The organism is Embleya scabrispora, assembly GCF_002024165.1.
GTDB lineage: Bacteria > Actinomycetota > Actinomycetes > Streptomycetales > Streptomycetaceae > Embleya > Embleya scabrispora_A.
Map to the genome: position 1 here is coordinate 724,973 of NZ_MWQN01000004.1, position 12,718 is coordinate 737,690.

Consider the following 12,718-nt stretch of genomic DNA (forward strand, 5'->3'; position numbering starts at 1 on the left):
CCCCCTTTCCGTTACGATCAGCCCGCTCCCAGGAAGGGGATTCTCACCAATGGCTCAGCGCGTAGTCACGCTCTACACGGATGACATCACCGGCAACGAGGGTGAAGACATCGCAACGCATACCTTCGGCTTGGATGGCGTCACCTACGAGATCGACCTCGGCCAGGACACCTACCAGCAACTGCTGGACGCCCTCGGCCCGTATTTCCACGCCGGCCGCAAGACCGGCACGTCGCGCCGCACCGCCGTCAAGGCGCACAGGACCGGCGACGGCCCGGACCCGGTGAAGGTCAGGGAGTGGGCCAAGGCACAGGGCATCGACATCAACGCCCGCGGCCGGGTACCGGGTGACATCGTGGCGAAGTACCAGGCGGCGCACTGACCGGAACGCGCACACTCGGACACGGGCCGAGCCCGGTGCGGAGGCGCGCGCGGGCGCCACGGGGCGCCCCCGGCCTCCGCACCGTCGGCCGCCGACGCCGCGACGGTCGGCGGGGTCCGTGCGCGCGTTCGGTAGCATCACGTTTCGCTGGAGCGTGGCGGACGACGGGGTGAGGGGCCATGAGCGACGACGTTTTGTCGGTCATTCCGAGTGATCCGCAGTGGCAACCGGAGCGGGACGCGGTCGACGCCGTCGTCGCGCTCGTGGCGGACCTGGCTCCCGGGCGTTTCGGGGGCGTGGCCGTGGAGATCGACGTGTCGTGGTACGACGCGCCGAACGCCGTCGATTGTGGGGCAAATTTGGAGCGGATCGGCTGCCCCCTGTGTCGGGGCGACGTCGATCCGGGCTGGTGGGGCGATCTTCTGGAGGCCCACCGGGACGAGGGATTTCCGACGCTCGCGGTCGAGGTCCCGTGTTGCGGCGGATCGACCACCCTGGACGCGCTCGACTACGACTGGCCCTGCGGTTTCGCCCGCTTCGAGATCGCCGTGTGGAACCCCGGGCGTACGTGGTTCGACGGGGACGAGTTGGCAAGACTCGCGGCCGAACTGGGCCACCCCGTCAAGCAGATCCAGGCGCACGTCTGATCCGCGGCGGGAGCGCTCGCACGCGAGGGGTCCGGCAGCGGATCAGGCGTTGGCGACCGACTGCGGGAAGGCGAAGACGCCCGTCGGGTCGTAGTGGTGGGCCACCGACTTCAGGCGCCGGAGGTTGCCTCCGTAGTAGGCGGTGCCCCAGTCGGGGAGGGTTGCGTCGATGTAGTTGACGTAGGCGCCCGTCGCGCCCAGTGCGGCGAGGCCGTCGCGGACCGCGTCGACCGCCTCGGTGGCCGCCGCCTGGCCGGCCGGGGTGGTGTTCGCGTAGATCTGGGCGGTGGCCAGGGCATCGCGGTGCGGGAAGGCGGTCGCGTCGGGAGCGAGTTCGGCGACGGCGCCGCCCATCGAGTCCAGGAGCAGGTCCAGCCCGACGCGGCCGGCCATCAGGCCCACCACGGCCTGTCCGTCCAGCGCGGCGGTCAGCACGCGGGAGACGGCGACGAATGCCTCGCGGGTCAGTCGTCCGCCCTCGGACGTCGGGTGGCACTGGGCGATGGTGTCGGTCGAACAACCGGCCATGTACTTCATCGCGTCCAGGTAGTTCTTCGCCTGCGCGCTGCGGGTTCCGGGCCGCGTTCCGACGGCGGCGATCAGCGTGTCCAGGAGCGGGTTCAGCGCGTCGGGCGTGCCGACGTAGCAGCCGCCCACGCGACACGTCGGCGGCGTGCCGCCGGAGATGACGCAGTTCGACCACAACTCCGGTCGCGCGTCCGCGATCCACTCCTGCCAGGCCCCGACCACCGAGGGCGTCGCGCCGGACGGGAAACGCAGCGAGAACACGGTGAGCGGGGGCGCCGGTTCCGAACGGAACGTGAACCGCGTGACCACCCCGAAGTTGCCGCCGCCCCCGCCGCGCAGCGCCCAGTAAAGGTCCGGCTCGGCGCAGTCGGACACGGTGAGCACGCGCGAGTCGGCGGTGACCACCTCGGCCTCGACCAGCCGGTCGCAGGTGAGTCCGTACTTGCGGGTCAGCACCCCGATCCCGCCGCCCAGGGTCAACCCGCCGATCCCCACCGTCGGACACGAGCCGCCCGGCAGCAGCCGGCCCGCCTGCGCGAGTGCGGCGTACACCTCGATCAGCCGGGCGCCGGCGCCGACGTCCACCGTCCCGTCGTCGTGCACCTCGATCCGCGCCATCGGCCGCAGATCCATCACCAGCCCGTCGTCGGGCACGCTGTATCCGAGGTAGCTGTGCCCTCCGCTGCGCGCGGCGATCGGCACGCCGTGGCCTCGGGCCGCGTCCAGGCAGCTCCGTACATCCGTCGCCGACGTGCAGCGGGCCACCGCCGCCGGGAGTCGACGGTCGTACAACTCGTTGAAGCCGAGCCGCGCCACGTCGTATCCCTGGTCCGCGGGCAGCAGCAGCCGACCGTCGAGGCGCGCCTTCAACGCCGACCAGTCCGGCGGCCCGACCGTGGGCATCCGCGTCCCGGCGTGCGTCCGCGCCCGGGGGGCCGGCCGGCTCACGGCGCCCCGCACCGATCCGTCGGCCGTCGACCCCGTGAGCACCAACGCACCGCCGACCCCCAAAGCGGTCAGGAATCCTCGTCGATCGATCGTCATATACCCACATCTCCCGGCGATCCGTGCGCACCGCGTGCCGGCGACGCATACCCTGAGTTATCGCAAGCTTTACCCCCGAATCGGTCGAAGGCGCGCCGGGCCGCGCTCATCGGTCGATCCGGCGGGGTCCACCCGGCTCAGTCCACTCCGCCGATCACGGCCCTGCCCTCGGCCGCGGCGGCGGCGAAGAACGGACCCAGGTCCTCCAGTTCGTGGTCCTCGCGCTCCCCGTCCCAGCGGGCCGCCCGACCGTCGCGGGACCAGCCTTCCGCGACCAGGCCCTCGGCCACCCGACGGACCTCGTCCGGGCCGAGCACGAAGGCGGGCCCGTAGCAGAACTCGTACTCGTCGACGACGTCGCAGCCGTGCCCGGTCGCCCTGGCCAACCAGGGGTAGGCCGCCTCCCAGTCGGCCGTGTCCTCCTCGGCCCGCGCCCGGCTCTCGGCGACCGCGGCCAGTAGGCGGTAGTCCAACCCGTAGGAGTCCGCGCGCGGGCGAAACTCGCCGGGGAGCGCCGCCGCTTGCTCCGCGTCGGGGCGGTCGGCCGGGTCGATTCGGTCGGGTTCGTCGGCCGGGTCGACGAAGAGCGTCCCGATCAGTTCGGGCCGCTCCCGTACCGCCGCCGGCACCGACGGTTCGACCTTCGCGAGGGTCAACCACATGGACATGGCTCTCGGCTTCCCTTCCTCGTGCGCGGTCGGCCCGGAACGGCCGTCCGATCCACGCGGGGAAGGTATCGGCGGCCACGGACAGGTCACTTCCGCGACCGGGTTTTTCGGGTCGCCGGGCATGCAACCCGCGAGCGGCGGAGCGCGTGTGCGGTGGGAAACCTCGGTTCGGAGGTGTGGATGAACACCGTTGTGTCGCGGTCGCCGGAGAGAGGGAGGGTTTCGGATGGGAACACCCTGGATGGACGCTCGCCAACGGCCCTGCCGGGGCCGGTACCCGGGTTTTCGGCGGCGGCTGCGAATCCTCAAATTCAGCGCAGATCCAACAACCTTGTAACGCGCCGTGGTTAGTGTTCGCGGTTCGAGCCGACACACATCCGGGAAGCGAGGATCCGGGCCCGTGACGTCTTTTTGTACCCGAGGCCGTGACACCGGCGGCCAGGCCTGCTCGACGCCCGACGGCGAGCCGGCGGACCTCGCGGAACCCGCGGACCTCGCGGAACGCGTCTATCGGCAATACTCCACGCCGTTGTTGTCGTTCTGCCTCAAGCTCACCGGCGGGGACCGGCCGTGGGCCGAGGACGTGGTCCAGGAGACCATGGTGCGCGCGTGGCGGCACGCGGGCACGATCGCCGACGACACGTCGAACCTGATGCCGTGGCTGGCGACGGTGGCGCGCCGGATCGTGATGGACGACCGCCGTGCGCGCCGTTCCCGGCCGCAGGAGTGCAGCCCGGAGCCCCTGGAGTACGTTTTGGCCGACGACCAGTGGGAGCCCCTGCTCTGGAAGATGGCCGTCGCCGACGCACTGCCCTCGCTCACCGCCGCGCATCGCGAGATCATCGCCGAGACGGTGTTGAGCGATCGCGATCTCAAGCAGGCCGCCGAACTGCTCGGCATACCGGTCGGAACGGCGAAGTCCCGTACCTACTACGCGATCCGCGCCCTTCGGCAGGCTCTGGAGGAGCGCGGCGGCGGATGAGCACCCGAAATTCCATACAGTGTCGCGCGGACCACGCGACAGCACGGTCGGGTGCTGTCGTGGATGCCCGATGTGGGGAGCAACCCGGCAGATGAGGAACACCGATCCGCTCGACTTCTTCGCGAATCACCGCGAAACGATCCTCCGTTGGGGCGGCATCTCGGCCGCCGCGCTCGTGGTCTTCCTGGTCCTCCGGTTCTTCGCGATGCGAATGGGCGGATGGAAGGCGGCGACGCGGCGATTGTGGCGGGAAATCGCGCTGACGGCCTACGCATTCGGCGGCCCCGTGCGGGCCTGGTTGCGGTATCGGCGCTCGGTACGGGCGCTGGTGCGGGGCCTGGGCGCGGCGGCGACCTGGCGGGACGCGGAACGTGCCCTGGTGGCCGCGAAGTTCGCCGCGGCGCCCGCTCAGCCGTATGCCGCCGTCGTCGGCGAGGACACGGTGACGGTGCTGTTCGCCGCCGCCGGGATGCCGTCGCCTCGCGGCGTCTGGCGGCCGGTCCCCGACGATCCGTGGGCCTGGACGGCCGGCCGGGCGCAGTTGCCGTCGGTCACGCCGGACGCGGAAGGGGTCAGGCCGGTCGTCGTCGCCCTGGGCGAGCGGGACCGGGAGTGCGTGTTCGTCGACCTCGTGGTCGGTCCGGCGATGGTGTGTGTACAGGGGGATCCGCGTTCAGGACCGGCCCTGTTCCAGGCGGTCGCGGCCCAGTTGGACGCCAGGCTGCCGACCGGGCAGGTCGTGGTCGCCGAAGGGGTGCACCGCGACGTGGCCGGACAGCCGGTGCGGGAGGCGTACCGGACCGCCCGCGGCAGACCGCCCCGGCTGGGGCTGCCCACGTTCCTGGTGACTCCGGAGCTGCCGGATCCGCTGCCGCCCGAGCTGGCCGAACCGCCCGGCGGCGAACTCCCGTTGCGGCTGCTGCTCGGCGGGCCCGGACGAGGACACATCCGGACGCTGCTCACCGATCGACACGGTCGGGTCGGCGTGCCCGGCACACCGTTGGTGGTGGTGTGCCATTCCCTCGGCGCGGCGCTGGCCCGGGTGCTGCCGAACATTCCGCCGGTGCTGCCGCCGGTACCGGCGCCGGTGGCCCGCTCCGGAGTGGACCACGCCGCGTGGTTCGCCGAGGAGGAGGCCAGGGCCGAAACTCCCGCCGCCGAGCCGCGGGCGGCGGAGCCGGTGGCCATCATGGAACCGGCCGAATCCATGGCCGCGGCCGTCTCGGCACGATCCTCGACCGCCGAGCCGGCCTCGGCCCGCCCCGCACACGAATCGGCCGGCACGGCCGCATCGCGCGCCGCGGCCCCCGCCACACCCACCGGCTCACCCGCCGTCTCGGCCCGTCGAGAGGCAACTCCCCACCAGGAGCCCGCCGGCACCCCCGGTCGATCCCCCGTCACCGAACCACCCACCGGCCGCGATCCTGCCCCGATCATCGAGCCCACCCACAGACCCGACCCGGCTCCCCCGGCCGGCCGCACCAACGAACCCGACGCACCTCCCCCGGCCGACCCAACGCACAGGCCCGACGCGTCCCGCCCCGTCGAACCGACCCACGGGCCCGACGCGTCCGCCCCCGCCGAACCGACCCACAGGGCCGACACGTCCCGCCCCGCCGAACCAACCCCCGATGAACCCGATTCGGCCACCGGCACCCCCACCGGCCGAACCCCCGATCCCGCCCCGGAACCGTTTCCCCCCGGCTCCGGGGGCTGAGAGGGCCTGTCCCGCGGGATCTCGGTGAGGCCGCGCCGTCAGGTACCGGACGGCGCGGCTCGATCCACCGGGATCCGCCGCACAGGCCCACCGCGGCCCCGCCTCGTCCCCGGACCACCCCCGTCGGGGGCGAGGCGGGGCCCGTTCCCCCTCCCCCACCCCGCGAGAGAGTTGCATGCCCGTGAATCTCGCTCTCACCACCACCGATCCGCAGGGCCGGCGCTCCGACCACCTGCTGGACGTGCCCGATTCGGCGACCGTCGCCGACCTCGGGTCGGTGCTGGGCGCCGCCGATCTGTTCCTGGGTGATCGGCGGCTCAATCCCGACGCGCGCGTGGGCGCGAGCGGCATCCGCCCCGGTGCGGTGATCGGTCTCGGCGGTCCCGCGCCGACCGAGACCGCGACGCGGGCGTGGCGACCGCCCGGGTCCGATCCGGTCCTGGTCACCGTGCGGCACGTCTCGGGCCCCGGCGCGGGCCGGGTCTGGCGGCTCGGCCCCGGCCGGCACGAGGTCGGCACCGATCGTGCGTGCGCGTTGCGCCTGGACGGCGGCGGCGCCCCCGCGCAGGGCACCTGGATCACGGTAGGCGCGGACGGCTCCGTCACGGTCGCCCTCCCGGACGACGCCGACGAGGCCGACTGCGGCCTGCGCAGCCTCACCCCGCCGCCGCCCGTCGATCCGATCACCGGCACCCCGCTGTCCGCCGAGGAGCCGGCCGGCACGCAGGAGGGCGGCCCCGGCGGGCACTCGACGGAGCCCCCGCCGACGGGCCCGGACGGACAACCCGTACAGCCGCCGCCGCCGCCCGTCGGCCAACTGCCGCCGCTCGACGACGGCTCGCTCCCCTGGCCGACCTACGCCGACCTGTCCCTCGGTGAGCACCTGCTGCGCCCCGGCCCGCCTGACGAACCCGAGGCCGCGGTACGCCCGGCCCCGGACGGCCTCGGCATCGAGTACAACCGGCCGCCGCGCATCGCCCCGCACCTGGACGCCGAGTCGATCCGGATGATGGGCCCGCCGACGGATACCAGCAAACGCCCGTTCCCCTTCCTGATGATGATCGCCCCGCTCCTGATGGGCCTGGCGATGATGTTCCTGTTCCGAAGCTTGTTCTTCGTCATCTTCGTGTTCTTCACGCCGCTGATGGCGGTCGGCAACTGGATCTCCGGAAAGCGCACCGGTCGCCGCGACTACCAGGAGGCGAAGCGGGTCTATCGCATCCGCCGATCGGCCCTGGAAACCGAGATGCGCCGCGCGACTGTCGAGGAACGCGGGCTGCGCAACTCGACGTTCCCGGATCCGGCGGCGCTGTTGCTGACCGCGACCGGCCCCGGCTTGGCCCTCTGGCAGCGCCGACGGCGCGACTCCGACCACCTGACGATCCGACTGGGCACCCTCACCCGCGCGTCCCTCAAGAGCATCGACGACCAGGCCCGGGAGAACCACTACCGCAACGTCAACTGGCGGATCGCGGACGTGCCGTTCGGGGTCGAGATGACCGCCTTCGGGGTGGTCGGGATCGGCGCGTCCGGGGAGTTGCCGCGCCGGATCGCGAGTTGGGCGGTGATCCAGACCGCCGTCCTGCACAGCCCACGCGATGTGCGCGTCGTCGTGCTGACCGAGGACGAGCACGCCGAGGCCTGGCAGTGGGTGCGGTGGTTGCCGCACCTGCGTCCCGGCCGACCCGGCGCCGCGGTGGTGGCCCTCGGCACCGATCCGGAGAGCACCGCACACCGGGTCAACGAGTTGATCTCCGACGTGCAGACCCGCCTGGACTCCTCGCAGTCGGCGCTCGGCCCCACCCTGCAGCGCGAACCCGACGTGCTGGTGATCCTGGACGGCGCCCGCCGTCTGCGCGATGTCCCGGGCATGATCGAGGTGTTGACCAACGGCCCGGCCGTGCGGGTGTTCAGCCTGTGCCTGGAGGAGCGCGAACACCTGCTGCCGGAGGAGTGCACGGCGGTGGTGACGGCGAACGGCGGCCGGCTCGACCTGAAGGCGTCACACGTTCCGGAGGTCAAGGGCATCCGGGCCGATCTGGTCGACCCCGCCTGGTGCGAGGAGGTCGCGCGCGCCCTGGCGCCGGTGCTCGACGTCACCGTGGAGAGCGATTCCGGACTGCCGTCCGAGGTCGCGCTGTTGCCGCTGATCGGCCAGGAACCGCCGGACGCCGAGGTGCTGCTGCGGGCCTGGGCGCGCCGCCCGGCGTCCACCACGTTCGTCCTGGGCAGCGGGTACGAGGGTGTGTTGCGCCTGGACCTGGTCCGCGACGGCCCGCACGGCCTGATCGGCGGCACCACCGGCTCGGGCAAGTCGGAACTCCTGCAGACGATGATCGCGTCGCTGGCAGCGGTCAACCGGCCGGACGAACTGACCTTCGTGCTGGTCGACTACAAGGGCGGCAGCGCGTTTCGCGAATGCGCCGAACTCCCGCACACACTCGGCATGATCACCGACCTGGACGGCCACCTGGTCAAACGCGCGCTGGCCTCTCTCGACGCCGAACTCCGCCGCCGCGAGACGGTCCTGAACGAGGTCGAGGCCAAGGACCACACCGAATACCGGATCAAGCGCGCGCGTGATCCGCGACTGCCCCCGCTGCCGCGACTTCTGCTGGTGATCGACGAGTTCGCCACCCTGGTGCGCGAACTGCCGGACTTCGTACCCGGTTTGATCAGCCTCGCCCAGCGCGGCCGCTCGCTCGGTCTGCACCTGCTGCTGGCCACCCAGCGGCCCGGCGGCTCGGTCAGCAACGAGATCAAGGCCAACACCAACCTGCGCATGGCCCTGCGGGTGACCGACCGCTCGGAGAGCCAGGACATCATCGACGGCATCGAGGCCGCCGGCATCTCGGCCAACAACCCGGGACGGGCCCTGGTCCGCCGCGGCGAGGGCCCGCCCACGCCGTTCCAGACCGCGTTCGTCGGCGGGGAACGCCCCGGCGCGGTGCCGAGTTCGATCGCCAAGGCCGCCGCGACCCGGCCGGTACGCGGCATCCGGCTCGGCTGGCAGCGCCTCGGCCGCCCGCTCGACTTCTCCGAAGCCGACGCCGGTGCCGACATCGAGAACGACACGGACACGGGACCCGAGTCGCCCTTCGACCCGCACGAGGATTCGATGTCCGGGCAGTCCGAGGAGCTGCCGACGGACCTGCGCGCCCTGGTGGACGCGCTGCGCGAAGCCGCGGACCGGCTGCCCGACTTCCGGCCGCAGCCCAGCCCCTGGCTGCCGCCGATGGACGACCGCATGCGGCTGGACGAGTTGCCCGCCATTCCGGAGCCGGCGCCCGGCGCGCTGCCGATGGTCCCCTACGCCCTGCTCGACATCCCGCACCTCCAGGCCCGGCGTCTGGCCGCGATCGACTTCGCGTCCTTCGGCCACCTGTACGTCATCGGCGCACCACGTTCCGGCCGCACCCAGGTGCTGCGCACCATCGCGGGCGCGGGGGCGCTCACCATCCCGTGCTCCGATCTGCACATCTACGCGATCGACGCGGCCGGCGGGGGCCTGAGCGTGCTGGAGGCGCTGCCGCACTGCGGCGCGGTCGTCTCGCGCCACGACGCGGAGCGCATGGAGCGGCTGATCAACCGGCTGATCGCCGAACTGACCGTTCGGCAGCGGCTGATCGCCCGGCACGACTGCGCCGACGTCACCGAACTGCGCGGCAAGGTGGGCAAGGATCAACGGCCCGCGCATCTGGTGCTCATGGTGGACGGCTGGGACGCGCTGAGCACCATGCTCGACGACTACGACGGCGGCCGGTTGTACGCCGACGTCGTGCGGCTCCTGCGCGAGGGCCAGGGTGCCGGGATCCATGTGATCGCCACGTCGGAGCGGCTGTTGCTCGGCGGGCGCCTGGCCGCGCACAACGACCATCGGCTGCTGCTGCGCCAGACCGACCCGGGCGACTACACGCTCATCGGGATCCCCCGCAACAGCATCCCGGCGGCGGTGGCGCCGGGGCGGGGTTGGCTCGCGCCGGGGGCGATCGAGGCGCAGATCGCGTTGTTGCCGTCGATCGCCGAGGCGCCGGTCGCGGCGGCCGTCGACGGGGATGACCCGTCGGCGAACGACCAGAGTGATCAGGCCGAGGCGATGCGGGAGTTGGGCCGGCGGGCGACCGTCCGCGACAGCAACGTGCCGGACGTACGGCGCCCGTTCCGGGTCGGCGAGATGCCGACGCTGATCGGGTTCCAGGAGGCGCACGACCGGGTGCCGCAGTCGCTGCGCAAGCCGTTCCACGCGCTGTTGGGTGTGGGCGGCGACGCGGTGGCTCCGCTGACCTACGACTTCGCGGACGGCGGCGGGTCGTTCATGGTCGCCGGGCCGCCGCGCAGCGGGCGCACCACGGCACTGGCCGCGATGTGTGTGTCGCTGCTGATGGGCGGCACCCGGCTGGTCGTTCTCACCCCGCGCGACTCGCAGTTGCGCAAGTTGTCCGCACACGGCTTGGCGCAGGTGCTCACCGACCCCGATCCGGAGCCGGAGGTGCTGGTGGAGGCACTGACCTCGGTGCGCGAGCATCCGGTGGTGGTCGTGGTGGACGACGCCGATCTGATGCTGGCCTGCTCCGCCGACTCGGTATTGCGCCGGATCGCGACGTCGGGCCGGGACCACGGTCAGGGGCTGCTGCTGGCCGGGTTGGCCGAGTCGATGAGTTCGCTGGGTTGGGTCGGCATGGCTCGGCGTTCGCGGCGCGGCCTGTTGCTGGGGCCCAAGACGCTCGGCGAGGCGGATCTGATCGGGGCCCGGCTGTCGGCCGAGCAGGTGCGTACCCCGCTGGGTCCGGGCCGAGGCTGGACCGCGGGCGACGCGGGCGCGGCCATCGCGGTCCAGGTGCCGCTGACGGTGCTGGACGGCTGACCGGCGGCGCGGGGCCGGTCGGCATGTTCCCGTCCACTGCGGACTTCCGGAACGTGCCGACCGGTCCCGGCCGAAGTGGGGCCGGCCGGCGGCTACTTGTGTGCCGCAGCTTCCGCCTTCATCTTCGCGATGGCGGCGTTGATGTCGCCCATCAGCTTCGTGTCGGATTTACCCAGTGAGTCCGCGATCTCGGTGAAGTTCTTGGCATACGCGCTGATGTTGGCCGCCGAGTTCTTCATCTGCGTGCTGAAGGTTTGGTACGCCTCCTGCAGGGCGGGGCTGGCCTTCTCGAACACCAGGCCGTCGTGGAGCAGATTGGCGACCTGGGTCTGGAGGTCGTCGAGCTCATTGGAGATGTCGGTCAGCTTGGTGCCCATCCGCGTGGCGGCGCTGCGGATTTCGTCGTAATCGACCTTGATGTCGGCCATCGAGTCCTCCGAGGGGTTCGATTGTCGGGTGGGGAGGCGCGGGCGGGCGCTACTGGGAGGAGTTGACCTTGTCGGCGATGTCCTTGTCCATGTCCTGGACCGACTGCATGATCTGCCGGAACTGCTGCGCGTAACCCTTGATGCTTTCCGTCGCGGCCTGGAGCGCCGTGCTGAACTTCTCGTACTGCGCCTGGAGCGCGGGGCTGGCCTTGACGAGCACGAGGTTGGTGGTCAGCACGTTGTCGACCTCGGTCTTGGCCTCCTTCATCCGGGGGACGAGCGTGTGCTCGACGCTGTTGTCCAGGAGGTTGGACACCCGGGTGATCTCGGAGTAGGTGAGTTTGATATTGGCGCCCATGGCGGGTCTCCTCGGGAACGAGTCGGGGTGGGTCGTCACGAACAACGGTGCGGCGAGGGTCAGTTGATCTTGCCTCCGGGCGGCGGCTTCTGCACGCCCCCGCCCTTTTCGGTACCGTCCCTGCCGGCGTCCTCGTCGGCGTACTTGGGATCGCGCTTCCACTCGCTCTGGGGTCCGTCGCGAATGTAGTGCTCGGTCGTCTTCCCGGAGTGGCTGATCATGGTGCCACTGCCGTCCTTGTTGATGGTGAAGTCCGACGTACTCTTGGTGCCGTCGCTCAACGTGGTGGTGATCGAGTAGTCGCGGACGTCGATCCGGCCGGGCTTTCCGTTCTTGCCCGCGCCCGGTACGTCGTCGACCCATTCCGGGGGACCCTTGTACGTGGTGGTCGTCTCGTAGGTCTGCCCCTGCGGATTGGTGATCTTCGACGTCTCCTTGACGATGTTGTTGTCCTTGTCCAACTCGACACTCACGTCGATCTTGCCGTGCTCGTCCTCGTAGTGGTGCGAAGTCGGCGGCTTGTCACTGGGCTTGGGGGGCTCGTCGCCGGGCTTGGGGGGCGCGCTGTTCTCACCCTTGGCGATCCAGGCGGCACACCACGCGGGCGCCTCCGGATCGTGGCATGCGTGCCGGATGCTCTCCTCCGGGTGATCGCGGAAGTACTGGGTGGCACCGATCGAGGCCAGGTAGTCGTCCCACTTGGCCTTGTCCGCGAGCCACTTGTCGTGCACGGCCTTGGTGTTGCGCCATTGGTCGATGCCCAGGCCGGTGGTGATCAGTCCCGCCGAGCCGGAGATCCTGGAGTCCTGGTCGAAGAAGAGGTCGGACACCGCCTTGAAGCTGTCGGCGAGCTTGTTCAGCCCCTCCTTGGCCTTGGCGGTACGGGACTTGGAGTGGTGATAGAAGCTGTTGAACGAGGTCGAGAGGCCGGAGGTGCCCAGGGCCGCGCGGCGCTCGGCGGCGCCGGCCTCGCCCAGCTCGCGAAATGCCCCGCCGGAGCCCGAATCAGCCTGCTTGGCGAGTTCTCTGAGCTTGGTGTTGATCTCGTGCAGGTTGGTGTAGTCGATGGCGAAATCCGCCATTCGGACCTCCTGTTCCTC

At 71.4% G+C, this 12,718-nt stretch carries 10 protein-coding genes; 5 read left to right on the forward strand and 5 right to left on the reverse strand.

From position 1 onward, the window contains the following. Window positions 1–49: 49 nt before the first annotated feature. Both B4N89_RS43705 and B4N89_RS43710 read left to right on the forward strand, forming a co-directional pair. Window positions 50–382: a histone-like nucleoid-structuring protein Lsr2 gene (locus B4N89_RS43705; RefSeq protein WP_078982164.1), complete on the forward strand. Its 333-nt coding sequence runs from the start codon at window positions 50–52 to the stop codon at window positions 380–382. Between the two features lie 179 nt (window positions 383–561). Then, the gene (locus B4N89_RS43710; protein ID WP_078982165.1) at window positions 562–1,029 is read left to right on the forward strand and encodes a hypothetical protein; all 468 of its coding nucleotides are present in this window, start codon (window positions 562–564) and stop codon (window positions 1,027–1,029) included. A gap of 42 nt (window positions 1,030–1,071) precedes the next feature. Here the strand turns inward: B4N89_RS43710 and B4N89_RS43715 are convergent, their stop codons facing one another. Both B4N89_RS43715 and B4N89_RS43720 read right to left on the reverse strand, forming a co-directional pair. Continuing rightward, complete coding sequence (locus B4N89_RS43715; protein ID WP_078982166.1) at window positions 1,072–2,601, reverse strand: FAD-binding oxidoreductase; 1,530 nt, start codon at window positions 2,599–2,601, stop codon at window positions 1,072–1,074. 137 nt (window positions 2,602–2,738) lie between these two features. Next, window positions 2,739–3,269, reverse strand: coding sequence for a hypothetical protein (locus B4N89_RS43720; protein WP_078982167.1), 531 nt, complete (start codon window positions 3,267–3,269; stop codon window positions 2,739–2,741). 400 nt (window positions 3,270–3,669) lie between these two features. On the opposite strand from B4N89_RS43720, the gene B4N89_RS43725 reads away from it, so the two are divergent. From B4N89_RS43725 to B4N89_RS43735, 3 genes are all read left to right on the forward strand, one after another. Further along, window positions 3,670–4,251: a sigma-70 family RNA polymerase sigma factor gene (locus B4N89_RS43725; protein ID WP_078982168.1), complete on the forward strand. Its 582-nt coding sequence runs from the start codon at window positions 3,670–3,672 to the stop codon at window positions 4,249–4,251. A 91-nt stretch (window positions 4,252–4,342) separates the two neighbouring features. Then, entirely contained in the window at window positions 4,343–5,968 is a 1,626-nt protein-coding gene (locus B4N89_RS52880; protein WP_078982169.1) for a hypothetical protein, read from the forward strand. 175 nt (window positions 5,969–6,143) lie between these two features. After that, entirely contained in the window at window positions 6,144–10,832 is a 4,689-nt protein-coding gene (locus tag B4N89_RS43735; protein WP_078982170.1) for an FtsK/SpoIIIE domain-containing protein, read from the forward strand. A 92-nt stretch (window positions 10,833–10,924) separates the two neighbouring features. Here B4N89_RS43735 and B4N89_RS43740 read toward each other — a convergent pair whose 3' ends face one another. The 3 genes from B4N89_RS43740 to B4N89_RS43750 are packed head-to-tail and all read right to left on the reverse strand — an operon-like array spanning window position 10,925 to window position 12,700. Then, complete coding sequence (locus tag B4N89_RS43740) at window positions 10,925–11,260, reverse strand: WXG100 family type VII secretion target (protein WP_078982171.1); 336 nt, start codon at window positions 11,258–11,260, stop codon at window positions 10,925–10,927. Between the two features lie 49 nt (window positions 11,261–11,309). After that, a complete protein-coding gene (locus B4N89_RS43745) occupies window positions 11,310–11,618 on the reverse strand; it encodes a hypothetical protein (protein WP_078982172.1) in 309 nt (102 codons plus the stop codon). Window positions 11,619–11,677: 59 nt separating this feature from the next. After that, on the reverse strand, window positions 11,678–12,700 hold the full coding sequence (locus B4N89_RS43750; RefSeq protein WP_101897550.1) for a serine/arginine repetitive matrix protein 2: 1,023 nt from the start codon (window positions 12,698–12,700) through the stop codon (window positions 11,678–11,680). Window positions 12,701–12,718 lie beyond the last annotated feature (18 nt).

Excerpts from the sequence above, each read along its gene's own strand:
- B4N89_RS43705 (WP_078982164.1), top strand. The coding sequence starts at position 50 with ATGGCTCAGCGCGTAGTCACGCTCTACACGGATGACATCACCGGCAAC.
- B4N89_RS43710 (WP_078982165.1), top strand. The coding sequence starts at position 562 with ATGAGCGACGACGTTTTGTCGGTCATTCCGAGTGATCCGCAGTGGCAA.
- B4N89_RS43715 (WP_078982166.1), bottom strand. The coding sequence starts at position 2,601 with ATGACGATCGATCGACGAGGATTCCTGACCGCTTTGGGGGTCGGCGGT.
- B4N89_RS43720 (WP_078982167.1), bottom strand. The coding sequence starts at position 3,269 with ATGTCCATGTGGTTGACCCTCGCGAAGGTCGAACCGTCGGTGCCGGCG.
- B4N89_RS52880 (WP_078982169.1), top strand. The coding sequence starts at position 4,343 with ATGAGGAACACCGATCCGCTCGACTTCTTCGCGAATCACCGCGAAACG.
- B4N89_RS43735 (WP_078982170.1), top strand. The coding sequence starts at position 6,144 with ATGCCCGTGAATCTCGCTCTCACCACCACCGATCCGCAGGGCCGGCGC.
- B4N89_RS43740 (WP_078982171.1), bottom strand. The coding sequence starts at position 11,260 with ATGGCCGACATCAAGGTCGATTACGACGAAATCCGCAGCGCCGCCACG.
- B4N89_RS43745 (WP_078982172.1), bottom strand. The coding sequence starts at position 11,618 with ATGGGCGCCAATATCAAACTCACCTACTCCGAGATCACCCGGGTGTCC.
- B4N89_RS43750 (WP_101897550.1), bottom strand. The coding sequence starts at position 12,700 with ATGGCGGATTTCGCCATCGACTACACCAACCTGCACGAGATCAACACC.